A 26,849-nucleotide genomic window follows, 5' to 3' on the forward strand; every position below is an offset into this window, starting at 1 on the left:
TTTAAATTCCTTTATAACCAAATTCTAAGCAAGCATCAGTAATTGAATGATAAAAAGATTCTCCAAAACTTCTTAATGTAAATATTCTAACTTTATCTGGATTGTCATCTAGCATATCAATTGTAACTGACATTCCGTTATAAATTGAATTTAAACAAGTATTTTTTTTCAATTCATTAAAATTAAAAGGACATCCTTTTTTTAATATCTCTTTTGTATTTTTTCCCTCTATTTGAATTATCGCTCTGCTATGAGATATATTTGTTATGGCGAAATCTGTTTCTGGTAATTTTTCATTAATTTCTTTTAAAATTTCTTTCTTTGAAGAAACTAAAAGCCAGTTATTTGGTCCATTCCATAAAATTCTTGTATTGGTGTTACAGCTTATATTTTGAGTTTCATTTTTTAAGTTCAAATCATCTAACTTAATATTTTCAATAGTTATTGCTGAACTATTATACTTAACAATTTGAATGATTAGATAGTCGCTTAATTCGCTTATTTTTAACAGCTCTTTATCATTTTTTCCTTCATGATCACCAAATAAACCTTTGATATGAATATTCTTTAAAGCAGAAATTGAAGTCATGATCTTACTCTTTCACCTTTTGGATCAACATAATGCGATGAAACAATCTCAACTGGTATTGTTTTATTTTTTAAAGGAGACATTGCAAATAGTTTTTTCCCTATCATATTTTTTCCATCCTTAAGAATTGCTAGTGAAAATGGATTATCGTATTCAACACTCCAACAAGATGCTGAAATATATCCTAATTTAGGATTTGGTGTTGGAGCCATTGCATCTTTAACTAAATGAGACCCTTCCGGGATACTTGTTTTCTTATCAATTGGAACAACCCCTACTACTTTTTGTCTATCTTCAGCTATAAATGCTTCTCTTTCTAATGAGCGTTTCCCTATAAAATCTTTCTTTTTACTAACCAGTCCTTCTAAAGAGTTATCATAAGGAATGGTTCTGCCATCAAGTTCTGATCCTGCAATGTGACCCATTTCAATTCTTAGAGTTGATAATGCTTCAGTGCCATAAGGTTGAATTTTAAATTCTTGTCCTACTTCCATTATCTTCTCCCACATAAAGTTTCCATTATCAGATTCGACATTAACTTCATAAGCAAGCTCTCCTGAAAATGAAATTCTAAAAATTCGTGCGTGAACTCCAAATAAATCTGCTTCTAAATATCCCATAAAAGGTAATCCTTCATTTGAAGCATCAATATTTGGAAATAATTTTTGTAATAAGTCTCTAGATTTTGGCCCAGCAATTGCAGCTCCTGCCCATTGCTCTGTAGTTGAAACCACATTTACATTTAGTTCTGGCCATACAAGTTGTAGATAATATTCAAGATGAGATAAAACATTCGCTGCTTGTGCTGTTGTTGTTGTCATATGATAATGGTTTTCAGAAATTCTTGTTGTTGTTCCATCATCCATAACAATTCCATCTTCTCTTAACATTACACCATACCTTGCTTTACCAACTGGCAGTTTTAACCAAGCATTAGTGTAAACTCTATTTAGTAGCTCTGCTGCATCAGGTCCTTTAATGTCAATTTTACCTAAAGTAGTTACGTCACAAACACCTACATTTGTTCTAACGTTTTTAGCTTCTCTTTTTGAACCTTCAAATAAAGTTTCTTCTCCAATTTTATAATATCTTGGTCTCAACCAAACACCTGCATCTACAAACACAGCATTATTTTTTTCATGCCAAGTGTGCATTGGTGATTTTCTTGTTGGTTTTGAATGTTTGCCAACTTCTCTTCCAACAATTGCACCAATAGTAACTGGTGTATATGGAGGCCTAAAAGTTGTATGACCTACTTCTGGCACTATTTTATTTTCAATATTTGAAACTAGCTGCAAACCGTTGAGATTACTTGTTTTTCCTTGGTCTGTGGCCATTCCTAGTGTCGTGTATCTTTTTACATGTTCTATGGATCGATACCCTTCTTTTAGTGCAATTTCTACATCTGAAACAGCTACATCGTTTTGAAAATCTAAAAATCTTTTATATGTTTTTCCTTTAGGCAAAGGCACACACCAAAATTTATCATGGGTGGTAGATTTTTTTTCCATAACTGTTGGTGATGATGTTTTGTTATCATTATTAGTAATTTTTTTTGAAAGTTCATATCCAGTTTCAAATGAACTTTTTAAAGTTTCTTCTAATGTAAAAGTTCCATTAGCAGCGCCTAAAGTTGTTTCATTTTGTTTTGATAATCCAGGTACAAATGCATCTATATCCTTATTAAAAGTAGTTTTATTTCCTGATTGAGAAGCTAAATGTATTGTTGGTGTCCAAAAGCCTGAAACACAAATACAATCACAATTAATATTTTCTAAAGTTCCTAGTTCGTTTTTATCATCAGAAATTTTAGCAACTTCAGCTGATTTAACTTTTTTATACCCTTTAGCAGCAACTACTACGTAAGAAAATTTAATTTCAATATCTAGTTTTTTTGCTTCATCTATAATTTCTGACTTTGGTTCTTTTCTTGTATCTAAAATAATTGGATCAACACCATTTTTTTTAAACTCTATAGCCGTTTCATATCCGCTATCATTATTGGTAAATATTAAAGGTTTTTTACCAACTAACACTCCATAAACTTTTAAATATTCTTTTGCTGCAGAAGACAGCATCACACCTGGTGTATCATTATTTCCAAATACTAAAGGTCTTTCAATTGATCCTGATGAAATTAAAACTTCTTTTGCTCTAATATACCAAAGTCTTTGTTTTGGATTATATTTTTTAGTTTTAGGTAAGTGATCACTTAATTTTTCTGACATCACTAACATATTGTGATCATAGTAACCAAATACTTGAGATCTATTTTTAACAATAACATTAGGCATTTCTTTAAGTTCAGAAATAATATTTTCAGCCCATTCTTTTCCTGTTTGATTTCCAATATTAACCTCGCTAGTTAATAAAGTTCCACCAAATCTAGGCTTGTCTTCTGCTAAAATTACTCTTGCTCCATTTTTAGCAGCAGCATATGCACTTGCTAAACCAGAAGGTCCTGAACCTGCAATTAGTAAATCACAATACTCATATTTGTGTTCGTATCTTTCCTTATCATGTTCAATTGATGCAACTCCAAGTCCTGCTGCTTTTCTTATAAATGGTTCATAAACTTTGTACCAAAAACTTTTTGGCCACATAAAAGTTTTGTAATAAAATCCTGCTGGAAGAAATATTTTTAATAAATTATTGATAGCACCGATGTCAAAATTAACACTTGGCCAGCAATTAACGCTTGTTGCTTCCAAACCTTCAAAGAGCTCTTGTTCTGTAGCTTTTACATTTGGTTCAGTTTCATTATTTCTATATAGTTGAACAATTGCGTATGGTTCATCCACTCCTGCACCAAAAAAACCTCTGGGTCTGTGATATTTAAAGCTTCTTCCTATTAAATGAACTCCATTAGCAAGCAACGCTGAAGCTAAGGTATCTCCCTCATAACCAAAATAAGTCACGCCATTAAATTTAAATGAGATTTTTTTATCTCTATTTATTAATCCAACATTATCTAGTCTATAATTTTGAGTCATTTAAATATCTTCGTTAGCTTTAACGGTTTTAAATATTTCGTGAGTTGCAGTGTCTCTTTCTACTTTAATCCACTGTCTGCATCCTGATATATGTTGCCATAGCTCTTTGTGTTTTCCTCTTAAACTTTTTCTATTATAGACAAAATTATCCCAATCTTGATCTGAAACTTCTTTATTAAGTTCTGGTCTTTTAACGGTTGCATCACCACCGTATGAAAATTCATTTTGAGATCTCATCCCACAGTGAGGACATTTAATATGAAGCATTTATGAAATCCACGTTTTAGTTCCAAGTCCTTTTTCATCTAATAAGTGACCTGTGTGAAATCTATTTAAACTATATCCAGCATTTAATTTGTGAACTCTATCTTGTGCAATTGTATGTGCAAATGTCCATCCTGATGCTGGTGTTGCTTTAAATCCACCATAACACCATCCACAATTTAAATATAATCCTTCAATATGAGTTTTATCTATTATAGGCGAGCCGTCCATAGACATATCCATTATCCCACCCCAAGTTCTAAGCATTTTTAGTTTGCTAAGAAAAGGCATCATCGCAATTCCTTCAGTTAAAACATGTTGAAGGGTTGGAAGGTTTCCTCTTTGCGCATAGCTATTATAGCCATCCAAATCTCCTCCCATTACCATCTCACCTTTATCCGACTGACTAATATAAAAGTGTCCTGCACCAAAAGTTACAACTTTATCTAAAACAGGTTTAACTGGTTCTGAAACACAAGCTTGTAGAAGATGTGTTTCAATTGGTACTGTCATATTTAATTTCTCTGCTAAAACATTTGTACTACCTGCAACACACAGTCCAATTTTTTTAACTTTAATATCTCCTCGTGAAGTTCTAACTCCTTGAATTTTTCCACCTACAACATCAAAACCTGTTACTTCACAATTTTGAATAATATCTACACCCATTGAATCCGCTTGACGTGCATAACCCCAAGCAACAGCATCATGCCTTGCTGTTCCAGCGCTTGGTTGCATCAGTCCACCAAATATAGGAAACCTTACATTGTCTGAAAAGTCAGCCATTGGAATAATTTCTTTTACCTCTTCTCTATTTAATAAAACTGCATCGATACCATTTAATCGCATTGAGTTTCCTCTCCTTGCGAAAACATTCATCTGTGCATCCGAGTGAGCAAGGTTAATAATTCCTCTTGGGGAAAACATTACATTGTAGTTTAAATCCTGACTCATTTTTCTCCACAAATCCATTCCAAACTCACTGAACAATGCATTATCGTCATGCATGTAGTTCGATCTAATGATTGTGGTATTTCTTCCAACATTTCCACCCCCGATCCAACCTTTTTCAATGATAGCAACGTTTGTGATATTGTGTTCTTTAGCTAAATAATAAGCAGTTGCTAGGCCGTGACCACCTCCACCAATTATAACCACATCATATTCTTTTTTAGGAGTTGGATCTTTCCAAGCCAAATCCCAATTTTGATGACCAGAGAAGGCATTTTTGATCAAATTAAATATAGAATATTTTTGCATAAAATAATTTTATACAAAGGAATATAAATAGTTCTTATTTTTTTTATATATATTTTTTAGAAGTTTCCAAAAATTTAAAATAAGATATCAATTGGGCATTAAAAATTAATTTTATAGGAGTTTAAAATGAGCGAAGTTAAGTCAGACATTCAAATAGCTAGAGAAGCTAAAATGCAACCTATAAATGATATTTTAGCCAAGATAAATGTGCCCGATGAAAGCTCAGCTTTTAGTCCAATGGGAAGACACATTGCAAAGATTAATTTAGAATATTTAGACACTTTAAAAGATAAACCAAATGGAAAACTTGTATTAGTGACGGCAATCACTCCTACACCAGCTGGTGAAGGAAAAACCACAACTTCAGTTGGTTTAAATGATGGATTAAACAAAATTGGAAAAAAATCCATTGTTTGTTTAAGAGAACCAAGCCTTGGTCCCTCTTTTGGAATGAAAGGTGGAGCAGCAGGTGGTGGTTATGCTCAAGTAGTTCCAATGGAACAAATTAATTTACATTTTACTGGAGATTTTCATGCAATAACATCAGCTCATAATTTGTTGTCAGCCTTAATTGATAATCATATCTATTGGGGAAATAAACTTGATATAGATGTTAGAAGAATTGTCTGGAAAAGAGTAATCGATATGAACGATCGTTCTTTAAGATCTATAAATATAAACTTAGGTGGAGTTGCAAATGGTTTTCCAAGAGAAGATGGTTTTGATATTACTGTTGCATCTGAAATCATGGCAATCTTTTGCTTATCAAATGATTTAGAAGATTTAGAAAAGAGAATAGGAAATATTACAATTGCTTATACTAGAGATAAAAAACCTGTTTATGCTAAAGATTTAAAAGCACAAGGTCCAATGACAGTATTATTAAAAGATGCAATTCGACCTAACGTTACTCAAACTTTAGAAAATAATCCTGCAATTATTCATGGTGGCCCTTTTGCTAACATTGCTCATGGCTGTAATTCTGTAATTGCAACAAAGACTGGACTAAAACTTGCTGACTATGTTGTGACAGAAGCAGGATTTGGTGCAGACCTTGGTGCAGAAAAATTCCTTGATATTAAATGTAGAAAATCAGATTTAAAACCTAGTTGTGTTGTAATTGTTGCAACTATTAGAGCATTAAAAATGCATGGTGGTGTAGCAAAAGATGATCTTAAAACAGAAAATGTAGAAGCCTTAAAAAAAGGTCTAGTTAACCTTCAAAGACATGTAGAAAATGTAAAAAAATTTGGTTTACCAGTTGCAGTAGCTGTTAATCATTTTATTAAAGATACAGAGAATGAAGTAAAAGCTTTGATAGAATTTTGTGACACTATTGGAGTTAAAGCAAGTCTTTGTACTCATTGGGCAAATGGTGGCGAAGGTACAAAAGAACTTGCAAGTCATGTTGCTGAATTATGTGAGAAAAATGAGGATAAATTTAAATTCTTATATGAAAGTAAAACTCCTCTTTTTAAAAAAATAGAAACAATTGCAAAAGAAATTTATAGAGCAGATGAGGTTATTGCAGATACTAAAATTAGAGATCAATTAAAAAGCTTTGAAGATGCTGGATATGGTGACTTTCCAATTTGTATTGCAAAAACCCAATACAGCTTCTCAACAGATCCAAGCTTAAAAGGTGCACCAACAGGACACTCTTTACCAATTAGGGAGATTAAACTTTCTTCTGGAGCAGAGTTTATTGTTGTTATATGTGGAGCTGTTATGACGATGCCTGGGTTACCAAGAGTTCCAGCAGCAGATTCAATTAAGCTAAATAAAGATGGTGAAATTGAAGGTCTATTTTAGAAACTAGTTACGCAGATAATTAAGCCAGTTTCTAACTTCACATGTTCTGTCATTAAAATCTAATAGTTCGTTTTGAGATTTTATGTATGAGATATGACTTTCATACTCTTCTTCATTTAAAAAATTTTTATTTACAAATAGTCGTTCTTTACGACCTTCAATAAGTTTAAGCATCTGAAAGTACTCATAATCAGGATGATACTGTAAGCCAATAATTTCAGAGTTTCCCGCTCTAAAACTAACACCCATTACATTGTTAACTTTATCACTTGATAGAAGAATAGCATTTTCCGGTAATTCACTTACTTCATCAAAATTAAATGCGGGTGATGTAAAAATTTTTTTCTTATCTTTGTAAATAAAATGCTTCTCACCTTCATTATTAATAATTACATCTGATGCAATTCCAATGTGAGCACCATTTTTACCAGGGTTTACCTTGCCTCCAGCTGCTGTAGAACAAACTTGTAATCCCCAACAAATAGCTAAAATCTTCTTTTTTTGAGTAAAACAATTTGATGCAAAATTAATATGTTTCTTAATCACATCCGTCATATCATTTATTCGCATTGCACCACCCGTAAAGACAATACCATTATATTTACTCATGTCTTTTAGAACATTCGTAGTCTCATCATCATTACCAGGATTTATAATTTCAGTAATTGCAGATGGTTCTATTTTTAAGATTAAATTTTTTAAATTATCTGCTGCAGAAGCTCCAGCTGCTTTAATAAAAAACTCACTATCTTCTCTAATATTTCCTTCAACAATTAAAATATTTAAATCACTCATTTAAACAATTCACCCGTCATACTGTTCTGGTACATTATCCTCATATCATCCTCAGTTAATTTTTTTGGATTTCCTCCAGTAGATGGGTCTGCTAAAGCCATTTTTGATAATCTATCAATATCAAAATCTTTTTCATCAATCACTTCTGATAATTTATGAGGCATATCAAGTTTTTTTCTTAAATCTAAAACCCAGTTAACAAAACCATCAAAAGATCTGTCTTTAAGTTCTAAATAGTCACAAATTTTAATTATTTTCTTTTCAATTACATCTTTGTTAAAAGTTAACACGTAAGGCATAAATATTGCATTAGATAAACCGTGATGAATATTATTTAATGCATTGACAGGGTGACTTAGAGAATGAATTGCTCCTAGTCCTTTTTGAAATGCAGTTGAGCCCATACTAGCTGCTGTTAACATATTCATTCTTGCTTCAATATTAGATCCATTGCTAACAGCTTCTAATAGCCACTTATCAATTAATCTCATTCCTTCTAAAGCAATTCCATCTGCCATCGGATGATAGCCTGGTGCACAATAGGCTTCTAAATTATGTGCTAGTGCATCCATTCCAGTTGCTGCAGTCATTTTTGCTGGTAATCCAACTGTTAAAATTGGATCTAAAATAACTATTGATGGTAAAAATTTTGGATGAAAAATAATATTTTTCACGCCTGTTTCTTCATTTAATATTACTGATGCTCTGCCAGTTTCAGAACCAGTGCCCGCAGTAGTAGGTACTGCAATAATGGGAGCAATCTTATCAGAGTTTGCTTTAGTCCAATTATCTCCAACATCTTCGAAATCCCAAATAGGTAGATTTTGACCTGACATAAAAGCAACTGCTTTACCAACATCTAAACCACTACCACCTCCAAACGCAATAACACCATCACAATTGTTTTTTTTATAACTATCAACACCTTCATTAACATTCGTGCCAGTTGGGTTACCAACAACATTTGAATATAATGCAGCAATAATTCCACCCTCTTTTAAAATCGATAAAGTGTTTTTAACAATAACTGATTGAGCTAATCCATTATCAGTAACAAGCAGTGGCTTTTTAATGTTTAAATTTTTACATGCTGAAGCAACATCATTAATTCTATTTTCACCTACCCACATTGTAGTAGGATAATTCCAGTTGTATTTTTGCATATTATGTTTTAGTGTTTTATAAAGTTGGTTGATGTATATCACTTTCTAAAATAATTTTAACCGAAATATTTATGCAAAAAACTATTACACCTATTGATAATACCCTTTATATCGAAAGAAATTATGATGGAGCTAAAATAGAAGAAACTATTAATGGCTCAATGAAAGCTCAAAAAATGTGGGCCGATCTAGATATTAAAGAAAGAGTAAAACTATTAACAAGTTTTGTTGAAGATTTTTTATCAAGAAGCGATCTGATTTGTGAAGAACTAAGTAGACAAATTGGTAGACCTATTTCTCAAGCGGCTGGTGAATTAAAGGGCTTTAAAGAAAGAGCCGATTACATGCTATCTATTGCAGAAAAGAAATTATCAAATATTGATGTAGCAAAAGATGATAATTTTAAAAGTTATATAAAAAGAAAAGCTCTTGGTGTAGTTTTTGTAATAGCGCCATGGAACTATCCATACCTCGTTGCAGTAAACTCTATAATACCAGCTATGGCAGCAGGTAATTCTGTTATATTAAAACATTCTGCTCAAACCCCTTTATGTTCTGAGCAACTTTACCAATCAGCTAAAAAAATTCTGCCTAAGGATATTTTTAATTATTTACATTTAAACCATGAAGATAGTTTAAAAATTGTTTCTGATAAGCGAATTAATTTTGTCTCATTCACTGGATCAGTAAAAGCAGGTTACGATGTTCAAAGAGCAACTCAGAATAAATTTATTGATATGACTTTAGAATTGGGTGGTAAAGATCCAGCTTATGCCAGATATGATTGTGACTTAGAAAAAACAGTTGAAAATTTGGTTGATGGATCTTTTTTTAACTCAGGTCAATCATGTTGTGGAATAGAAAGAATTTATGTTGATGAAAAAATTTATAATAATTTTTTAGAATTGTTTGTTTCAAAAACTTATAATTACAAACTTGGAAATCCATTAGAAAAAGAAACCAACTTAGGTCCTGTGGTTAAACTATCAGCTGCTGATTTTATTTTACAACAAATAAACTCTGCAATTGATAAAGGTGCAAAAAAAATGATTGATGAAAGTAAATTTAACTTTTCAAAAGAACATAAAAATTATTTAATTCCTCAGGTTTTAACAAACGTGAACCATGATATGGCTTTTATGACTGAAGAAACTTTTGGACCCTGTGTTGGGATTATGAAGGTTAAAGATGATAATGAAGCAATTAAATTAATGAATGATAGTCCTTATGGATTAACAGCTTCAGTTTGGACAAAAGATCTTGATGTTGCTCAAAAAATTGGCAATCAAATTAATACAGGCACGTTTTATATGAATAGATGTGATTATCTAGATCCTGCATTATCATGGACTGGTGTTAATGAAACCGGAAAAGGTTGTTCGCTATCTGAGGTAGCTTATGAAAAATTAACTTCACCAAAAAGCTTTCACTTAAGAAAAGAACAATAAAATGAAATTAAATTTTAAAGGTAAAACTGCTGTAATCACTGGTGCAAGTGGTGGTATGGGTTTAGAGATGTCAAAAAAACTATCTCAAAACAATATTTCAGTTTTAATGTTAGATTTAAAAAGTCCTAGTAAAGAATTTTTAGATAATAATAAAAAATGTGAATTTAAAAAAGTTGATGTAACTAATTTTAATAAATTGAAAGTATATATCGATAATTTTTATAAAAAACACAAAAGATTGGACTACCTAGTTAATACAACTGGTGTTCTTTGGTTTGATAAAGATGTATCAGCGGTAAATATAGATTTTAATGTATGGGATAAAGTTTTTGAAATAAATTTAAAATCTATGATGTATCTTTCAAAAATTATTGTACCTAAAATGATTAAAAATAAATTTGGTTCAATGGTGCATATATCTTCCATTGATGCATTATCTGGTGATGACAAACCTCAAGACGCTTATGGTGCTTCAAAAGCAGCAATGATTAGACTTTCAAAGTCCTTTGCCATTCAATTTGCATCTAACAAAATTAGATCAAATATAATCTTACCTGGGCCAATAGATACGGGTATGCAGATTAGATGGAAAAAAAATCCTAATACAAAGAAAAATTTAGAAAAATTTATTCCTTTAAATAAAGTAGGTAAACCCGAAGATATTTCAAATGCTTCTTTATTCTTATTAAGTGATCAAGCAGATTATATTACTGGAACTGAATTGATTGTTGATGGGGGTCTTACGGCTAATCCGTAGTTATTAACTTTAGGCGCCTCTTTCTTGAGGCGCCTAAAAAATATTTATTATCTATAAGGGTATCCAGCTTTTTCCATTGTGTTTGCATATAACTTAAATGCATCCACAACTTTTTTAGCTCTTGGACTAATACTTGAAGTCTCATCCCAGAATGCTTTAGAGTCGTTTACGACTTTAGCCCATTCATTATCAGGAAGACTTGTTAGTTCCATTTTTTTCCCATTAACACGAAGATCAGCTTCTCCACCCCAATACCAAACTTGTCTATAATAATGAGAGTCATTAATAGACATTCTGTAAAGTGCTTGAAGTTTTGGACTTAATTTGTCCCAAGCTTTTTGATTAGCAAAGTAAGATCCAAACCATGCTCCTGTAACAGAGTTAGTTAATGCATACTTGCAGATATCAGCCCAACCCACTTCATATGCCTCAGTAAACCCGCACCAAGCAACACCATCTAGTTCTCCGGTTTGCATAGCAACTTCCACATCATCCCAAGGAACCGTAACTGGTATTAGACCGTATTGCGCCAAGAATTTTCCAGCAGTAGGAACACCAAAAACTCTTAGGCCCTTCATATCTGCTAAAGAAGTAACTTTTTTGTTTACAGTGAAAAGATGACATGGATCCCAAGCACTTGTGCTCAACCATTTAACACCTTCAACCTCACTATAAGCTTCATCCCAAATTTCATTTAAACCATAATATTTAAATAAAGCTGGAACGTCTAAGCTGTATCTAGTTGCAAATGGAAAATATCCACCAAACACTGAGATATCAACTGGTGATCCCATTGTAGCATCATCACTTTGTACGGCATCTAGAGTTCCTGCTTGCATGGCTCTGAATAGTTCATCGGTAGGAACTAATTGATCCGCATAATACAGTTCAATTTCCATTTCACCATAAGCAGCTTTATTAAATGCTTCAATTTGTGGTTTGATAACATGTGCACCAAGCGGAGCTCCAGAATATGTTTGAAGCCTCCATTTAATTGGGTTTGATGCAGAATAAGCGTAAGGTGCTTTAACAACACTTGCTCCTGCTACACCAAAAGTTAACAAGCCAGCTTTCTTAATAAACGATCGCCTCTTACTTGTTATTATTTTTTTTTCTTTTTTCATTAACTCTCCCTATTAGTTAAAAAGTATTTTTAAACCCTATTATAAAAAAAATTATGATTAAACCAAAAAATGAAATTTTTTATTCCACTAAATGATAATTTTTTCAACTTTAAAACCTAAAGTTGTATTATTATTTTTTATAGGTACTTATTTGGAAGATAAGTTGCAATTTGAGGAAAAACCATAACCAAAATCAATGCTAAGAGCATCACTAAGAGAAACGGTGTAATAGATTTATAAATATCAGATAAAGTTATTTCTTTTGGTGCCATTGCTCTCATAAGAAATAAATTATAACCAAACGGAGGGGTCATATATGCAATCTGACATGTAATTGTGTAAAGAACGCCGTACCAGATTGGATCGAATCCCAATGAGATAATTAGAGGTACATAAAGTGGCGCCACTATAACTAACATCGCCGTATCATCTAAAAACATTCCCATAAATATATAGGAAAGTTGCATCATAATTAAAACTCCCCAAGGAGTTAAATGCCATCTTTCTATAAATAAAGTTTCAATTGCACGCGCAGCACCAAGACCATCAAATACCGCTCCAAAACATAGTGCAGCTAATATTATCCACATAAACATGCAAGAAACACCAAGAGTTTTTCTAAGTGTTGTATCAAGAACTTTTCGAGTAAATCTTTTTTTGTAAATGGATGCTAAAGTTGCAAGTAAAGCACCTACAGCAGAACACTCAACTAAACTTGCTATACCCATTAAGAATAATCCAGTCATGGACATAAATATTACAAATGGAATTATTCCAGCTGTTAAAAGTTTTAGTTTTTCTTTAAGTGGAATATTTCTTTCTTTTTCACTTAATACAGGACCTAATTCAGGTTGAAGACGACATCTTACATAAATATAAATTATAAATAAGGTAGCCATTAAAAGGCCTGGTAAAAGTCCTGCAAGCCAAAGTTTACTTACTGGTTGACGTGCGATCATACCATAAAGAACCATCACAACACTTGGAGGTATTAAAATTCCTAACGAACTTCCTGCTTGAACGACACCAGTAATCATTCTTTTATCATAATTACGTTTTAACATTTCAGGGAGAGCAATAGTTGCCCCTATAGCCATACCAGCAACACTTAATCCATTCATAGCTGAAATTCCAACCATCATGAACATTGTACCAATTGCTAAGCCTCCTTTTATTCCACCAAAAAATACATGGAACATTTTATATAAATCGCTAGCAATACCTGACTCTGAAATCATAAAACCCATGTAAATAAAAAGTGGAAGCGTAAGCATTGGATACCACTTAAAAAGTTTCCATGTAGCCGTATATGGCATTTCAATAGCTCCATTTCCCCAAACTAATAATGCTGAAATAACAGCCACAAATCCAATTGCACCAAACACTCTTTGACCAGTAAACATCATTGCCAACATCGTTATGAACATGAACAATGCAATAAATTCATAACTTAGATATTGAGCGAGCATTATATTTTAATACCTTTAATTTTTGCGATATCTTTAATTAACATTGAAAAAGCTTGTAATAACATCAAGAGTATACCCAGTAACATCAAAGATTTTATGGGCCAAAGATAAGGCGCCCAAGCAGTAAAAAGTTTTTGTTTGTATTCCAATGTATATTGTAAACTTGAAATAGAGCCATAAAGAAGAACTACCAAGAAAAAAATCAAGAAAATACTTGTAAAAACATCCATTTTAGCTTTACCTTTTGCAGATAGTTTCCCATAGAATAAATCCATTCTAACATGATCATCAGTAATCATCGAGTAACCACCCCCAAGTAAATAATACGCTGTAAGAGTAAATTGAGCCATCTCTATAATCCACATTAAAGGATAGTTAATAATGTTTCTCGTAACGAAAGATAATATTAAAAGAAACATCATAAAAAAAACACCGTACATTACAAATCTGCCAACTTTGACACAAATGTTGTCTATTATATTTACATAAATTGAAAATATTTTTGGCATAAATTTCTAATTTTTATTTTTTTTAATTTCTTCTTCACAAAATTTTTTAGCTTCCGCAAGATCAGTAATTTTAGATTTAGATAGTTTTTGGCTTCCAGCTAAACAGGCATCTACTGCTCTTTTAAGATTATGGTCGCTAAAATTTAAAATAACCACCATTCCAAGTATTATAAAAACAAATATTAATATATTTTTTACCATTGAATTTCTAATTTCTTATTATCGCATATAGTATTTAACATACTAAACATTAATGGAAAATGTTTAGAATTAAGATCTTGTAAAATTTTAGGACCAATTTCCAATGCAAGTTGTGCACCTTCAACTGTAATATTTTTCATAAATTTTTCTTTAGCTTCTTTATAAAGGTATCCTTCGCCTAAATATTTTCCCATCAAGCTATTTCTTCCTCCTATTGCACTAACATACAAATCACCTAAACCAGCTAGGCCATAAACAGTTTCAGGTCTTCCTCCATAGAAAGAAACAAACTCAACCATTTCAGATATTGATCTATGAATTAATGAGGCTGATGTATTTAAATAATATTTAGATTGAATTTCTTTAGGTGCTTTTGAATTACTTAACCCTTCTGAGGCTCCAATTAACATAGAATAAATATTTTTAATTGCACCTGATAATTCAATGCCAGTTAAGTCATCTGATACTTCTGTTGAATAGTAATCTGTTGATATAATTTTTTTTAATTTTTCAGTTTCTTTGATATCTGGGTTTGCAATAACTGTGCCTGTCCTCATTTTATATGCAAGACCTGCTGCCAAACAGGGTCCTTTAATCGCTGAAATATTTACTTGTGTATGACCTTCATCTTTGAGAAGTTTTTTAATTTTATCTGAAAGTGTTATTAATTCATTTCCCTCAATAGCCAGGCCTTTGGTTAATAAAATAATGGGAAGATTTTTTTTGTAGCTCTTTGTAATTTGCTTAACAAACCATTCAATTCCTACCGAGCTAACTCCAGCAACCATGATGTCTACTCCCTCTTCAAGTATTGATTGTAATTTTTCAAATTTTTCTACCTTCAATTTTGATGGTAATTCAATATTTAAAGCTGGATGAAGATTGTTATTAGATTTAATATTATTTATTAAATCATCTTCTAAATGCGTACCAACGAGTGTTACCTCATTTTGGTTTTCAAGACATGGTACAGCAAAAGCTGATCCCATTGCTCCAGCACCAATAATAATAATTTTTTTCATAATTTAGTATTTTTTTATATTAATTTTTAGCATTTTGTTGGTAAAGTACAGTTATAAATTTATAGAGAGAGATGATATTATGACAAAAGTAGCTATTATTGGCGCTGGCCCTTGTGGTTTGTCCGCTTTAAGATCCTTTGAACAAGCAGAAAAAAATGGTGAAAAAATACCTGAAATAGTTTGTTTTGATAAGCAAGAAGATTGGGGAGGATTATGGAACTACAGTTGGAGAACTGGATCTGATCAATACGGTGACCCTGTACCTAATAGTATGTATCGATATCTTTGGTCAAACGGCCCTAAAGAATGTTTAGAATTTGCTGACTACTCATTTGATGAACACTTTGGAAAACCAATTCCTTCTTTTCCACCTAGAGCAGTTTTATATGATTATATTTTAGGTAGAGTTAAAAAGGGAAATATAAAATCTAAAATAAAATTTAACACCTCTGTTACTAATATTTCTTATGTAAACAGTAACTTTGAGGTTACTTATCGAGATAAAAAAAATGACAAAATTTCGAAAGATATTTTTGATTACGTAATTGTATCTACTGGTCATTTTTCGGTTCCATTCATCCCAGAATATCCTGGAATGAAATCATTTCCTGGAAGAATAATGCATTCTCATGATTTTAGAGATGCAGAAGAATTTCGAGGCAAGAATGTTGTTGTTTTAGGAAGTAGTTATTCTGCTGAAGATGTTGCTCTTCAGTGTCATAAGTATGGGGCAAAAAGTGTTACTATTGGTTATAGACACAATCCGATGGGATTTAAATGGCCCAAAGGCATGAAAGAAGTTTTTCACTTAGATAGACTTGAGGGAAATAAGGCAATATTTAAAGATGGCCACGTGCAAGAAGCAGATGCTGTAATTTTATGTACTGGATATCTTCATCATTTCCCTTTTATATCTGAAGATCTTAAATTAAAAACTGGCAATAGATTGTATCCTCCGATGCTATACAAAGGTGTGGTTTGGCAAAATAATCACAAATTAATGTATTTAGGTATGCAAGATCAATTTCATACTTTTAATATGTTTGATTGTCAGGCTTGGTTTGCAAGGGATGTTATAATGGGGAAAATTAAAGTTCCAAATGAATCTGAAATTGAAAAAGATATTAATAAATGGGTATCAATGGAAGAAAAATTAGAAAATCCTGAACAAATGATAGATTTTCAAACTGAGTACACCAAAGAACTTCATGATTTATCTGATTATCCTAAAATTGATTTTGAATTAATTAGAAAAACTTTTAAAGAATGGGAACATCATAAAGTGGAAAATATAATGACTTATAGAAATAAATCATTTGCTTCACCAGTGACAGGCTCTGTTGGACCAATTCACCATACACCATGGGAAGAAGCTATGGACGACTCTTTAAAAACATTTTTAAATAAATAAAAAATTTATTAACTAGTTTAAGAAAATGTTAGCTATCCTATACCAAGGTGTTTTTTTCTTTTTCCAACCCACGTTCTGATTAAATGGTCAAATATTAGGCCAATAAAAGCAACACAAAGTCCCAATGTCAATCCTATACCTGCACCCTTTTTATCAGATAGAGCTTTTAGAATGTACTGTCCTAAATCTTCTGTTCCAATAAAAGCCCCGATAATTACCATGAACAAAGCAAATACAATTGTTTGATTTAAACCAAGCATCATATGAGGAAAAGCTAAAGGGAATTCAATTTTTAATAACCTTTGTACTTTAGTTACACCTGACATTGTGGCAGCGTCATGTAAAGCTTCTGGAACACTTCTTAAACCTTCAATAGTATACCTTGTTGCAGGTATAGTTGCATAAACTATTACAGCAATTAATACTGAAGTATCTGTAACTCCAAAAAGCATCATCACAGGAATTAAGTATACAAACGAAGGGAAGGTTTGAAAGATATCACAAACGCCCAGCATAAAATTTGCAGTATGCTTGTTTTGAAATGATATAATTCCAACTGTAAATCCAATTATAGTGGATATAAAAACTCCAAAAGTTGCCATGTACAATGTAACTAAAGCTCTATCCCACCAAGGACTCAATGCGATAAATAAAGTTAATCCACCCACAACAATAGCTGAACGAATTCCTCCAATTATATAACCCGCCCCAATGACTAAAACTAAAGTAGCAACTGCTGGCATTCTTAAATATAAAGCTCTCATGGGTTGCAACACATCTACTATCAACCAAGTATTAAAAATCTTTAAAGTATGAAAGAAAGTATCCCAAATCCAATCCACACCTTTATTCCAAAAATCTGCTGTTGATATTCCTTTATTGTGAGGAACTTCAAATAAATAATTAGACCCATCTTTAAAATAAAATGACCCCAGATATGAAAAAATAATTCCTAGAATTACAGCAGCTGCAAAAAATAATATATTTTTATTACGCTGAAAATAAGTCAAGTTACCAAAATAATCTATTTGCTTATTTGCCCAAGCTAAGGACATCTTATCCAAAAGTATTGCAATCAAACTAATACATAAACCAGCCTCTAATGCTAATCCAATATTTAGCTGGTTTAATGCTAATAATAAATTAAACCCTAAACCTTTTGCGCCTATAAATGCTGAAATAACTGCCATAGAAAAACACACCATTATGACCTGGTTAACTCCAATTAAAATGTCTCTTCTAGCAGTAGGAATTAACACTTTAGTCATAAGTTGCCAATTATTACACCCACTCATTCTACCGGCCTCAATAACTTCAGGGGGTATTCCTCTTAGACCCAACAAAGTTAATAATATCATTGGTGGAACAGCCACAACCATAGTTATGATAACAGCAGCATGGTCACCAATACCGAAAAGAACAATTGCAGGAACTAATACAGCATATTGAGGCATAGTCTGCATAACTAAAAGTATTGGATATAAAAGTTTTTCAACACGTTTGCTTTTGAATGCCATAACACCCAAAGTTAAACCAAAAATAAAAGAAAGTGGTGCGGCTACCAATATAAAAGAAAGAGTTTGCATTGATGGCTTCCATTGACCAAAAACAGAAATATAAATCATTACTAAACCTGCAAACAAAGCAAGACCCTTACCACTTAACTTGTAGCCTAATATAGCTGCTCCTGCCGCTACAATTGTCCATGGAAGTCCTGGTAATTCTGCCCAGGGATTAGCATCAATCCAATCCCAACTAGTGAACGCAACAATAGTTTCCATTCCACCTAATAAAATTTCTCTAATTAACTCTATGAGAAATGTCATAAATGAAGTTAAATTTCTTGTTATTTGTAAGACTAAGGGTTGAGTTCTAAATTCTTGAGTGTCTTCATTCCAAAATTCTATTGGCATCCAATCATTCATTAAAAAGAATAATGAATCGTTAATCCAAATAGGTAACCATCCTAATAAAGGAGGTAATCTCCATAAAACATCAAAAGCAAAATACCTTACCTCTGCACCAAACAATGTATAAGTACTTTGATTAGGATCTTTAATAAATTCAGCTTGGCCTCTTATAAAATTGTAAGTCTCAGGAACATCAATTGCAAAACATAAAGAAAAAAATACACCTAATAAAAAAAACCATTGAAAAAATTTTGGATATTTTTTTAATAATTCCATATTTTATCTCTATTTTTTCTCCCTCGAAAAAACAGTATGAATTATTTTTGAAGGGTGAACACATCCTACAATGTTATTATTTTTGTCGATAACAGGTACAGATTTTTCTTGTGTTAAAATTTTTTCAGCTACATTTTCAATTATTTCATCTTTTGAAACTTTAAAATCACTTAAATTTTTATTTTCTGATTTTTCCATTAGATCTTCTATTTTTAAAACCTTTCCTCGAGGAACTTCTTCTGTAAATTTTCTTACATATTCAGTTGCTGGATTTAATACAATATTGGCAGGAGTATCTAATTGTTCAATAATTCCATCTTTCATAATTGCAATGCGGTCAGCAAGTCTTAGAGCTTCATCAAAATCATGTGTAATAAACATAATTGTTTTTTGTAATTTTTCCTGAAGTCTTAAAAACTCATCCTGCATTTCTTTTCTAATTAATGGATCTAATGCTGAGAAAGGTTCATCTAAAAACCAAATATCAGGCTCTACAGCTAATGATCTAGCAATACCAACTCTTTGTTGTTGCCCACCAGAAAGTTCTCTTGGAAAATAGTTTTCTCTTCCCTCAAGACCTACAAGCTTGACCATTTCCATTGCTTTATTGATACTGTCTTGAGTTTTAATCCCTTTGATTTGTAGCGGAAAAGCAATATTTTCAACAACTGTTTTATGGGGCAGCAAAGCAAAGCTTTGAAAAACCATACCCATCTTATTCCTTCTAAGCTCAATTAATTCTTTGTTGTTTAATGAAAGCAAATCGTGGCCATCTATAAAAATTTTTCCACTTGTTGCATCTGTTAATCTAGAAATACATCTTAGTAATGTTGATTTTCCAGAACCAGACAGTCCCATCACAACTAGCATTTCACCTTTTGCAACTTCAAAAGAAGCGTTGTTTACACCAACTATGCATCCATTGTCTTGAAATGTTTTGGCATCTACATTTCCTTTTGCTTCATCAAGCATCTTCTTGGCATTAGCACCAAAAATTTTGTAAACAGACTCACATTTAATAACCGAATTGCTCATAATATATCAATAAGTTATACGAAATATAAATAAAATACACGGTATATTGTTTATATTTATTGTTTTTCCTCCTTAAAAATTTTTAATAAAATAAACTCTCGTATCAATTCCTGTGCTTAAAAAACTTAAAGCCTCACCTGTAACAGTAATTGTTTCATCTATCCCAACATTATTTCCACTTACTTTGTAACCGGCAAAACATTTGTTTTTTTCTTTGTCCCATTTAACAAATGTTTCATCAATTAGATTGCCATTCATTGTATAAATTTCATGTGCTTTAAAATTTAAAAAATTTGCACCCATAATTGCACGTTGTGGAATAATTTTTGTGGCATTACAAACTGCTTCATACAGTTCATCTGTTAACTTAAAGTGACTTGTTCCATCAAACGTTACTAAAATGCCAGATGGTAGACTTGCAGTTAGTTCGTTAAGTTTTCTTTCTTGTGCAATTCTTTCTTCTTCAATTTTCATTTTTTTAACTAATTCATCTCCTTGGCCAAAAAAAATATTCAAAATTACAAAAGATAGAATTACAGCTGCTGTAATAAAAATAAGACCAATAAATTGGTTTAGTTCGTCAGATAATTTTATTAGTTTATTTTTCATTATTATTTTAGCTATTCTTGTAATTTTCCATTTTTCCAAATTCCAATTTTTTCTTTACCATCAGACCAAGTAAACTTTCCTTCACCATTCATGAAACCTTTGTTCCATTGCCCCTCGTAAGTTGATCCGTCTGGAAAAGTTAAAATTCCCTGACCACTCCACTCACTATTTTTGAATTCACCTTTATAAATATATCCATTAGGCCAAGTTTCGGTTCCTTGACCATGTTTTTTTGTTTGAACCCATTGGCCTTCATAGGTTGTTTTATCTGTATAAACCCATTTACCAACACCATTTTCACAGTTTCCTTCCTTACATCCTGTGCTTCGTGCTAACGCTATAGATGTAATTAAAAAACTTAAAATTATATAAAGTAAATATTTTTTCATTGTTATATTTTACACAAAATTAAATTAAAAAAAATCAGACTTTTTTCTCATTTTCGCTACAAGAATAAAAAGAAATATCTTTTTCAGAGTTTTCACTTTTTAATTTTTTTGTAATTTCGTGAATTAATTCACCTGATTTTCTATCTATAATTCCGGACTCAGAGTAATTTTTTTCTTTATCGATAGCTTTAAATAAAACTATATCTTTATTTACAACTTTAACGATTAACCTTTCTTCTTTTGATAAAAATAAAGATAAGCCATTAATTAAAAGTGTTTTTGGCTGTTTTGCACTAATTTCAAATTTTTCTAAATCTTTAGCCTCTAAATCTTTTGCTAGAAAAGTTTGGTAATTATATTCAGAATTTTTAAGTATTTTTTTTTCTAATTCGCATACATAACTAAGGCTAACACTCTCTTCAATATTGATATCTTGTGCTAAAACAAAATTAAAAAAAAATAAATTTATAAAAATGTAAAAAAAACATTTAATAATTTTTGTAATTTTTTTCATTAAGATTGTAAGTATTTCTAGAAATATTATATGTAAAAAAATCCCCCCCAACAAAAGTTGGGAGAGATTTCAGATTATTTTTTTTATCCTTACTTAGTAAAAGGAGTCCAAACTGACTTATTGTCTGCAAGCCATTTTTTTGCTGCATCTTCATGAGTCATTTTGTCAACATCAACTAAAGCTGCCATTGCACCAATGTGACTTGTTGAGAATGACATTTTCTTAAATGCTGCAGCTGCAGCCGGATGAGTTTTTGGAAAATCTGCATTTACAGCTTTTTTCAAATAACCATCTGGAGAACCACATTTACCATCACCACCATCTTCTGGTCTGCAACCTGCAGAGTATGGAGGGAAGTCTATAAAAGTAAAACCAGCACCATCAGTGAAGTTTGGTGTCCAGTTAAAGATGATAGTTCCTCTTCCTTCTTTTTCAGCAGCTACTAATTCTGCCCAAAGTGCGTCTGCACTTCCAGCAAATTTAACTGTCCATAGATCTCCTAAGCCTAAAGCATCAACCCTTTGAGGTATCAAATCTCCATGCCAAGTTTGAGGTCCTTCTAACATTCTTCCTTTTCCACCTGAGTCAGGTGTTGTAAAGTTTTTAGCACAAGCTGGATTTTTTAAAGCAGTCCAATCTGGTAGACCTGGACATAATCCTTTTTCAGCAACCCAGTTTGGATATCCCATATCCTCTAGAGTTCTTGCTTCGTGATCACCCCAGTCAAGAATTCCACCTTTATCAAGTGCTGTAGTAAATGACTTACCAAAAGCAGATTCCCAAACTTCATGAGAAATTGATACATCACCAATTCTTATTGCTTCATAAACTGCTTGTGAATCGGCATTAACATATTTTACATTATTTCCCATACTTTCGAAAATTCCACCAATAACATGTGCCATTACAATTTGACTTGACCAGTTATGAGTTGGGATCACGATAGGCTTTTTACTATCCGCTGCATTAGATATTCCTGCAAAACTTACAACAGAAATAACAAGAGCAGATATTAATGATATTAACTTTTTCATTTTATTCTCTCCCTAATATTAAGTTATATAAGCATGTTCTCACTTATTAAATTTATAGTCAATCCCCTTTGATTATATTATGCTTCAAACAAATAAGTAAAATTTACAGTAACAATGCTACATACTAGTAACGATATAAGAAATCCTGGTTTAAGAACTTTGCCACCTGGAGTTGAGCGATACTTTGTAAAAGGTGGAGGTTTATCAATAATTGAAGTTTCACCAGAAGATAAAATAGAGATAATAAACGAAGAGGGAAAACAAATTTGTGAAATAATTGTTTTCAATTCAAAAGGCAAGTCTGATTTATCTATTTTAAATTTAAAAGAAAATGCCAATGGTGATTTTTCTAAAAAAACTATTTTTAATGATGAAAAAATTTCAAAACTACTTAAGAAAAAAAATCTTAATTTAAACAATGCGAAATCATCAATTATTTTTAATGATGATTGTGTGATGGGTGAAAAAATAACATTAACCTCTAAAGATAAATGCGTAGTTATGATTGCTGCACCTGGTAATGCAATGAATGTTCATGAACAAAATCCACCCACAGATTTAACAATTTTTTTAAATAAAGCTAAATTTATAGAAACAGATGAGCAATTCATTTTACCAGAACCACTTAGTGATCCAATTATAGAACAGCTTATAAAAAGAAGAACTGCTGAAACTTATCAGGTTAAAGCTGGTGAATATATTCAAATAATTGATCCAGGTGGAAGACAATGTTCAGATTTTTTGGCTTTTGATACACAAAAGTTAAATGATGGAATTGAAAGTATCATAGATGATAAGGCAACCAGAACTTTTATGGGTGGAGCTTATCCAGGGCCAGGATTATTTTCAAAGTTTTATGATGGTGATCATGAAGCTATGATTGAAGTTGTAAGAGATACAGTTGGTAGACACGACACTTTTAATCTTGCTTGCACATCAAAATATTATGAAGATATGGGATATATGGGGCACATAAATTGTACAGATAATTTTAATAATAAGCTTGGTAAATATGACGTCAATTCTAGAAAAGGTTGGTCGGCAATAAATCTTTTTTTTAATACAGGAATTGACGCTAACAATGTTGCATCTTTTGATGAACCTTGGTCAAGACCAGGAGATTATGTTTTATTTAGAGCTTTAAAGGATTTAACCTGCATATCATCTGCTTGCCCATGTGATGTTGATGCTGCAAATGGCTGGAATCCCACTGATATATTTGTTAGGACTTACTCAAAAGATAAAAAATATTCAAAAGCAATAGCATTTAGAATGAAAACAGACTCTGAACCAAAACTAACTCAAGAAACAGGTTTTCATAAAAAGACATCAGAGCTAACAAGAAATTTTGTTGAATATAAAGGGTTTTGGTTGGCTAATAACTTTACTAACTCTGGAACAATAAAAGAATATACAGCTTGTAGAGAAAGTGCGATAGCAACTGATCTTTCTCCTCTTAGAAAATTTGAAATTTTGGGTCCTGATGCTGAAAACCTAATGCAATACACATTAACTAGAAATGTTAAAAAATTATCTGTAGGCCAAGTTGTTTATACGGCTATGTGTTATGAAAATGGATGCATGCTGGATGATGGAACCTTATTTAAAATGGGGCAAGATAATTTTAGGTGGATAGGTGGAGATGAATACAGTGGTGAATGGTTAAAAGAACAAGCAAAGAAGAAAAATTATAAAGTTTGGATAAAATCTGCAACAGATCATATTCACAACATTGCTGTTCAAGGTCCAAATAGTAGAAAAATTTTAGAAAAGTTTGTATGGACGGCGCCAATCCAACCATCAATCACTGAACTTGAATGGTTTAAATTTAATATTGCAAGAATAGATCATGAAACAGGAACTCCAATTATGATTTCAAGAACAGGTTATACTGGTGAACTTGGATATGAAATATGGTGTCATCCAAAAGATGCTTCTGAAGTTTGGGATAAGGTTTGGGAAGCAGGAAAAGAATTTAATATTACTCCATTAGGTTTAGAAGCTTTAGATATGGTTCGTATTGAAGCTGGACTTATTTTTTATGGTTATGAGTTTGATGATCAAACAGATCCCTTTGAAGCAGGAATTGGTTTTACAGTTCCACTTAAAACTAAGGAAGATGATTTTATAGGTAAAGAAGAATTAATTAAAAGAAAAGCAAATCCACAAAAAAAATTAGTTGGTCTGGAATTAGTAGGTCATGAACCGGCAGTACATGGAGATTGTGTTCATGTAGGTCGTGGTCAGGTAGGTGTGATAACAAGTGGAATGCTATCACCTAAACTTGGGAAAAATATTGCGCTTTGTAGAATAGATGTAAAATATTCTGAGATTGGAACTGAAGTTGAAATTGGTAAACTTGATGGTCATCAAAAAAGAATTGGAGCGAAAGTTGTACCCTTTCCTTTCTACGATCCAACAAAATCAAGAGTTAGAGCGTAATAAATGCCAGATAGCAGTAAAGATCTTTTAAGTTTTTGGGAAGACCAGATGAAGCAATCCCATACTTCAAGTAACTATTTTTTTAGAAAATCCCCTTCTCATTATCATATGATGCTACTTGTAATGTCAGCTTACAAACATAATGAAAAGCTATCTGTTGAAGGGCTAAAGACAAAACTATTCAAAACTTCTAGACCAAAATCTGCATTGATTATTAATGAAGCTTGTGAAAAAGGATTCTTTCGTCTTGAAAAGACTTCAACTGACCAGCGAATAAAAAACATAATGCCTAGCGAGTCTTTTATTAATGAGTTTAAAGAATATTTAGATACGCTGAAAAAGATAAGTTATTAGTCACTTTTTAAAAAAAATCTATAATATATAATTTATATATATAATTTATAGATCTATAAAAAATTGTATTTTTTTTTATCCAGAAAAATAATGTTTGGGTATGTCAACTTTACCAAAAAAAGCAAAAGTAGTAATTATAGGTGGTGGAATTCATGGCTTAAGTACAGCATGGAAACTTTCTGAAACTTATAAAAATGAAAATGACATAGTTGTTCTAGAAAAAAAAGATATTGCAGCAGGTGCAAGTGGAATTGCTTGTGGTGTTGTTAGAAATAATTATTTTCAGCCTGCTATGAGAGAATTAATGGCTCACTCAGTATCGGTTTGGGAAAGTGATCCCAAAGCATTTAAATATAACTCTGTCGGTTATTTGCAAATTTCACCAGAGGTTATGCACGAAGATGTTGCTTCAATAGCTAAACAGCAAAAAGCAATAGGATACGATTCAGAATTTATAGAAGGTGAAGCAGACTGTATGAAGTATATGAAAAATATGTTTAGTGATTGGCAGGCTCAAGGAATAACTTCAGTTCTTCATGAAAAAAAAGGTGGTTACGCATTTAATAAAGATTCTATTAAAGCGCTTGAAGAAAAATCAACATCAAATGGGGTCAAGGTTGTTAAAGGGGTAACTGTTACAGGTTTTAAAAGAGGTAGTAACAGTAAAGCTGTTACAGGTGTTGAAACAGACAAAGGTATTATTGAGTGCGATCAAGTTGTTGTCGGGGCTGGCCCATGGGTGAGAGATTTTTGGAATATGTTAGAGCTTCCAAAAACTGCAAAAATTAAGGATAATGATGGTAAATTTCATGAAACTGAAATGTGGAAATACTGGATGTTGCAAGAAGGTGTAATTGGGGTTGATGCAGATTTTTTAAAAATGGACAATGGTGGTCAACCACCTGTAATTCATGTCGACTCTACGGCTCCTTTATATTCAGATAAAACAAAAAAATTAATTACAGATAAGATTTGGGGAATTTATTATAAACCTGATATTGAAGGTTTGGGAGTACAAGGCGGAACGTCACCCTACATAGTTGATAAACATTTTGATAAAGTTAATGTTGACCCCTATGGAATTGAATCTCCTGAATTTCAAACTACAGAAGAGTTTAATGATATGTGGTGCTCGGCTTTAGCTCATTGTCAAAAAAGATTTGAAGGAAAATCTGATCTTTATAGAAAAGGCCCTTCAGGTGGACTTGGTTGCATGACCCCTGACTCATTTCCAATTTTTGATAAATTTTTAGAAAATGTTTATATGATTGCTGATGCTAACCACGGTTACAAAATGATTGGTGTTGGTGAACTTGTTGCAAAAGAAATTCTTGGAACTGAAAGTGATTTATTAAAACCGTTTAGATTCAACCGTTACGAGAAAGGTGAACTTCACCCAACTTCTAACAGTCCGTTCCCTTGGAGTTAAACTTCAAGCCTAGACACTAATAAATTTTTCAGTTACGGTT

Annotated in this window: 24 protein-coding genes; 7 read left to right on the forward strand and 17 right to left on the reverse strand. The window is 32.0% G+C overall.

Annotated features, from left to right (window positions below; genetic code table 11):
* Position 1 precedes the first annotated feature (1 nt).
* The 4 genes from AC5SL4_RS04495 to AC5SL4_RS04510 are packed head-to-tail and all read right to left on the reverse strand — an operon-like array spanning position 2 to position 5,106.
* Complete coding sequence (locus AC5SL4_RS04495; RefSeq protein WP_018414298.1) at positions 2 to 589, reverse strand: sarcosine oxidase subunit gamma family protein; 588 nt, start codon at positions 587 to 589, stop codon at positions 2 to 4.
* On the reverse strand, positions 586 to 3,582 hold the full coding sequence (locus AC5SL4_RS04500; protein WP_006998000.1) for a sarcosine oxidase subunit alpha family protein: 2,997 nt from the start codon (positions 3,580 to 3,582) through the stop codon (positions 586 to 588). The genes AC5SL4_RS04495 and AC5SL4_RS04500 overlap by 4 nt, the downstream gene beginning before the upstream one ends.
* Positions 3,583 to 3,849: a sarcosine oxidase subunit delta gene (locus AC5SL4_RS04505; protein WP_271499032.1), complete on the reverse strand. Its 267-nt coding sequence runs from the start codon at positions 3,847 to 3,849 to the stop codon at positions 3,583 to 3,585.
* Positions 3,850 to 5,106 (reverse strand): sarcosine oxidase subunit beta family protein, encoded by a 1,257-nt coding sequence (locus AC5SL4_RS04510; protein ID WP_027307073.1) that lies wholly within the window; start codon positions 5,104 to 5,106, stop codon positions 3,850 to 3,852. It lies immediately after the preceding gene.
* Positions 5,107 to 5,232: 126 nt separating this feature from the next.
* Here AC5SL4_RS04510 and AC5SL4_RS04515 point away from each other — a divergent pair, with 126 nt between their 5' ends.
* Positions 5,233 to 6,918, forward strand: coding sequence for a formate--tetrahydrofolate ligase (locus tag AC5SL4_RS04515; RefSeq protein WP_027307074.1), 1,686 nt, complete (start codon positions 5,233 to 5,235; stop codon positions 6,916 to 6,918).
* 3 nt (positions 6,919 to 6,921) lie between these two features.
* Here AC5SL4_RS04515 and AC5SL4_RS04520 read toward each other — a convergent pair whose 3' ends face one another.
* A complete protein-coding gene (locus AC5SL4_RS04520; RefSeq protein WP_494587160.1) occupies positions 6,922 to 7,713 on the reverse strand; it encodes a type 1 glutamine amidotransferase in 792 nt (263 codons plus the stop codon).
* Complete coding sequence (locus AC5SL4_RS04525; protein WP_020169583.1) at positions 7,710 to 8,876, reverse strand: iron-containing alcohol dehydrogenase; 1,167 nt, start codon at positions 8,874 to 8,876, stop codon at positions 7,710 to 7,712. The genes AC5SL4_RS04520 and AC5SL4_RS04525 overlap by 4 nt, the downstream gene beginning before the upstream one ends.
* A 71-nt stretch (positions 8,877 to 8,947) precedes the next feature.
* On the opposite strand from AC5SL4_RS04525, the gene AC5SL4_RS04530 reads away from it, so the two are divergent.
* Together AC5SL4_RS04530 and AC5SL4_RS04535 are read left to right on the forward strand one after the other, a co-directional pair.
* Positions 8,948 to 10,324 (forward strand): aldehyde dehydrogenase family protein, encoded by a 1,377-nt coding sequence (locus tag AC5SL4_RS04530; RefSeq protein ID WP_027307076.1) that lies wholly within the window; start codon positions 8,948 to 8,950, stop codon positions 10,322 to 10,324.
* 1 nt (position 10,325) lies between these two features.
* Positions 10,326 to 11,081, forward strand: a complete 756-nt coding sequence (locus tag AC5SL4_RS04535) for an SDR family NAD(P)-dependent oxidoreductase (RefSeq protein WP_027307077.1) — start codon at positions 10,326 to 10,328, stop codon at positions 11,079 to 11,081.
* Positions 11,082 to 11,128: 47 nt separating this feature from the next.
* Here the strand turns inward: AC5SL4_RS04535 and AC5SL4_RS04540 are convergent, their stop codons facing one another.
* The 5 genes from AC5SL4_RS04540 to AC5SL4_RS04560 form a co-directional block, all read right to left on the reverse strand.
* The gene (locus tag AC5SL4_RS04540; RefSeq protein ID WP_011282284.1) at positions 11,129 to 12,205 is read right to left on the reverse strand and encodes a type 2 periplasmic-binding domain-containing protein; all 1,077 of its coding nucleotides are present in this window, start codon (positions 12,203 to 12,205) and stop codon (positions 11,129 to 11,131) included.
* Between the two features lie 137 nt (positions 12,206 to 12,342).
* Positions 12,343 to 13,674, reverse strand: coding sequence for a TRAP transporter large permease (locus AC5SL4_RS04545; RefSeq protein ID WP_011282285.1), 1,332 nt, complete (start codon positions 13,672 to 13,674; stop codon positions 12,343 to 12,345).
* On the reverse strand, positions 13,674 to 14,183 hold the full coding sequence (locus AC5SL4_RS04550; RefSeq protein ID WP_011282286.1) for a TRAP transporter small permease subunit: 510 nt from the start codon (positions 14,181 to 14,183) through the stop codon (positions 13,674 to 13,676). The genes AC5SL4_RS04545 and AC5SL4_RS04550 overlap by 1 nt, the downstream gene beginning before the upstream one ends.
* Before the next feature lie 6 nt (positions 14,184 to 14,189).
* A complete protein-coding gene (locus AC5SL4_RS04555; RefSeq protein WP_011282287.1) occupies positions 14,190 to 14,384 on the reverse strand; it encodes a hypothetical protein in 195 nt (64 codons plus the stop codon).
* The gene (locus AC5SL4_RS04560; protein ID WP_006997993.1) at positions 14,378 to 15,406 is read right to left on the reverse strand and encodes a glycerol-3-phosphate dehydrogenase; all 1,029 of its coding nucleotides are present in this window, start codon (positions 15,404 to 15,406) and stop codon (positions 14,378 to 14,380) included. The genes AC5SL4_RS04555 and AC5SL4_RS04560 overlap by 7 nt, the downstream gene beginning before the upstream one ends.
* 79 nt (positions 15,407 to 15,485) lie before the next feature.
* Between AC5SL4_RS04560 and AC5SL4_RS04565 the strand changes: the two genes are divergently transcribed.
* Complete coding sequence (locus AC5SL4_RS04565) at positions 15,486 to 16,817, forward strand: trimethylamine monooxygenase (RefSeq protein WP_027307082.1); 1,332 nt, start codon at positions 15,486 to 15,488, stop codon at positions 16,815 to 16,817.
* 32 nt (positions 16,818 to 16,849) lie between these two features.
* Here AC5SL4_RS04565 and tmoV read toward each other — a convergent pair whose 3' ends face one another.
* From tmoV to tmoX, 6 genes are all read right to left on the reverse strand, one after another.
* On the reverse strand, positions 16,850 to 19,003 hold the full coding sequence (gene tmoV, locus AC5SL4_RS04570) for a trimethylamine N-oxide ABC transporter permease protein TmoV (protein WP_020169591.1): 2,154 nt from the start codon (positions 19,001 to 19,003) through the stop codon (positions 16,850 to 16,852).
* Positions 19,004 to 19,012: 9 nt separating this feature from the next.
* Positions 19,013 to 20,038: a trimethylamine N-oxide ABC transporter ATP-binding protein TmoW gene (gene tmoW, locus AC5SL4_RS04575; protein WP_271626174.1), complete on the reverse strand. Its 1,026-nt coding sequence runs from the start codon at positions 20,036 to 20,038 to the stop codon at positions 19,013 to 19,015.
* Positions 20,039 to 20,110: 72 nt separating this feature from the next.
* Entirely contained in the window at positions 20,111 to 20,647 is a 537-nt protein-coding gene (locus AC5SL4_RS04580) for a hypothetical protein (RefSeq protein WP_494587161.1), read from the reverse strand.
* A gap of 11 nt (positions 20,648 to 20,658) precedes the next feature.
* Positions 20,659 to 21,036, reverse strand: coding sequence for an MORN repeat-containing protein (locus AC5SL4_RS04585; protein WP_020169594.1), 378 nt, complete (start codon positions 21,034 to 21,036; stop codon positions 20,659 to 20,661).
* Positions 21,037 to 21,070: 34 nt separating this feature from the next.
* Entirely contained in the window at positions 21,071 to 21,550 is a 480-nt protein-coding gene (locus tag AC5SL4_RS04590; protein ID WP_494587162.1) for a hypothetical protein, read from the reverse strand.
* 89 nt (positions 21,551 to 21,639) lie between these two features.
* On the reverse strand, positions 21,640 to 22,584 hold the full coding sequence (gene tmoX / locus AC5SL4_RS04595) for a trimethylamine N-oxide ABC transporter substrate-binding protein TmoX (RefSeq protein WP_494587163.1): 945 nt from the start codon (positions 22,582 to 22,584) through the stop codon (positions 21,640 to 21,642).
* 114 nt (positions 22,585 to 22,698) lie between these two features.
* On the opposite strand from tmoX, the gene AC5SL4_RS04600 reads away from it, so the two are divergent.
* The 3 genes from AC5SL4_RS04600 (at position 22,699) to AC5SL4_RS04610 (ending at position 26,809) form a co-directional block, all read left to right on the forward strand.
* Positions 22,699 to 25,026 (forward strand): trimethylamine N-oxide demethylase, encoded by a 2,328-nt coding sequence (locus tag AC5SL4_RS04600; RefSeq protein WP_494587164.1) that lies wholly within the window; start codon positions 22,699 to 22,701, stop codon positions 25,024 to 25,026.
* A 3-nt stretch (positions 25,027 to 25,029) separates the two neighbouring features.
* Positions 25,030 to 25,380, forward strand: a complete 351-nt coding sequence (locus AC5SL4_RS04605; protein ID WP_494587165.1) for a hypothetical protein — start codon at positions 25,030 to 25,032, stop codon at positions 25,378 to 25,380.
* A 100-nt stretch (positions 25,381 to 25,480) separates the two neighbouring features.
* A complete protein-coding gene (locus tag AC5SL4_RS04610) occupies positions 25,481 to 26,809 on the forward strand; it encodes an NAD(P)/FAD-dependent oxidoreductase (protein WP_020169599.1) in 1,329 nt (442 codons plus the stop codon).
* The last annotated feature ends 40 nt before the right edge of the window (positions 26,810 to 26,849 follow it).

It is taken from the genome of Candidatus Pelagibacter sp. PS_02 (assembly GCF_059418065.1).

Bases quoted from the DNA above. Each gene is read 5' to 3' on its own strand.
- AC5SL4_RS04530 (WP_027307076.1), top strand. From the start codon at position 8,948: ATGCAAAAAACTATTACACCTATTGATAATACCCTTTATATCGAAAGA.
- AC5SL4_RS04495 (WP_018414298.1), bottom strand. From the start codon at position 589: ATGACTTCAATTTCTGCTTTAAAGAATATTCATATCAAAGGTTTATTT.
- AC5SL4_RS04565 (WP_027307082.1), top strand. From the start codon at position 15,486: ATGACAAAAGTAGCTATTATTGGCGCTGGCCCTTGTGGTTTGTCCGCT.
- AC5SL4_RS04610 (WP_020169599.1), top strand. From the start codon at position 25,481: ATGTCAACTTTACCAAAAAAAGCAAAAGTAGTAATTATAGGTGGTGGA.
- AC5SL4_RS04500 (WP_006998000.1), bottom strand. From the start codon at position 3,582: ATGACTCAAAATTATAGACTAGATAATGTTGGATTAATAAATAGAGAT.
- AC5SL4_RS04540 (WP_011282284.1), bottom strand. From the start codon at position 12,205: ATGAAAAAAGAAAAAAAAATAATAACAAGTAAGAGGCGATCGTTTATT.
- AC5SL4_RS04550 (WP_011282286.1), bottom strand. From the start codon at position 14,183: ATGCCAAAAATATTTTCAATTTATGTAAATATAATAGACAACATTTGT.
- AC5SL4_RS04560 (WP_006997993.1), bottom strand. From the start codon at position 15,406: ATGAAAAAAATTATTATTATTGGTGCTGGAGCAATGGGATCAGCTTTT.
- AC5SL4_RS04525 (WP_020169583.1), bottom strand. From the start codon at position 8,876: ATGCAAAAATACAACTGGAATTATCCTACTACAATGTGGGTAGGTGAA.
- tmoV (WP_020169591.1), bottom strand. From the start codon at position 19,003: ATGGAATTATTAAAAAAATATCCAAAATTTTTTCAATGGTTTTTTTTA.
- AC5SL4_RS04585 (WP_020169594.1), bottom strand. From the start codon at position 21,036: ATGAAAAAATATTTACTTTATATAATTTTAAGTTTTTTAATTACATCT.
- tmoW (WP_271626174.1), bottom strand. From the start codon at position 20,038: ATGAGCAATTCGGTTATTAAATGTGAGTCTGTTTACAAAATTTTTGGT.
- AC5SL4_RS04605 (WP_494587165.1), top strand. From the start codon at position 25,030: ATGCCAGATAGCAGTAAAGATCTTTTAAGTTTTTGGGAAGACCAGATG.
- AC5SL4_RS04600 (WP_494587164.1), top strand. From the start codon at position 22,699: ATGCTACATACTAGTAACGATATAAGAAATCCTGGTTTAAGAACTTTG.
- tmoX (WP_494587163.1), bottom strand. From the start codon at position 22,584: ATGAAAAAGTTAATATCATTAATATCTGCTCTTGTTATTTCTGTTGTA.
- AC5SL4_RS04590 (WP_494587162.1), bottom strand. From the start codon at position 21,550: ATGAAAAAAATTACAAAAATTATTAAATGTTTTTTTTACATTTTTATA.
- AC5SL4_RS04580 (WP_494587161.1), bottom strand. From the start codon at position 20,647: ATGAAAAATAAACTAATAAAATTATCTGACGAACTAAACCAATTTATT.
- AC5SL4_RS04535 (WP_027307077.1), top strand. From the start codon at position 10,326: ATGAAATTAAATTTTAAAGGTAAAACTGCTGTAATCACTGGTGCAAGT.
- AC5SL4_RS04545 (WP_011282285.1), bottom strand. From the start codon at position 13,674: ATGCTCGCTCAATATCTAAGTTATGAATTTATTGCATTGTTCATGTTC.
- AC5SL4_RS04505 (WP_271499032.1), bottom strand. From the start codon at position 3,849: ATGCTTCATATTAAATGTCCTCACTGTGGGATGAGATCTCAAAATGAA.
- AC5SL4_RS04555 (WP_011282287.1), bottom strand. From the start codon at position 14,384: ATGGTAAAAAATATATTAATATTTGTTTTTATAATACTTGGAATGGTG.
- AC5SL4_RS04520 (WP_494587160.1), bottom strand. From the start codon at position 7,713: ATGAGTGATTTAAATATTTTAATTGTTGAAGGAAATATTAGAGAAGAT.
- AC5SL4_RS04510 (WP_027307073.1), bottom strand. From the start codon at position 5,106: ATGCAAAAATATTCTATATTTAATTTGATCAAAAATGCCTTCTCTGGT.
- AC5SL4_RS04515 (WP_027307074.1), top strand. From the start codon at position 5,233: ATGAGCGAAGTTAAGTCAGACATTCAAATAGCTAGAGAAGCTAAAATG.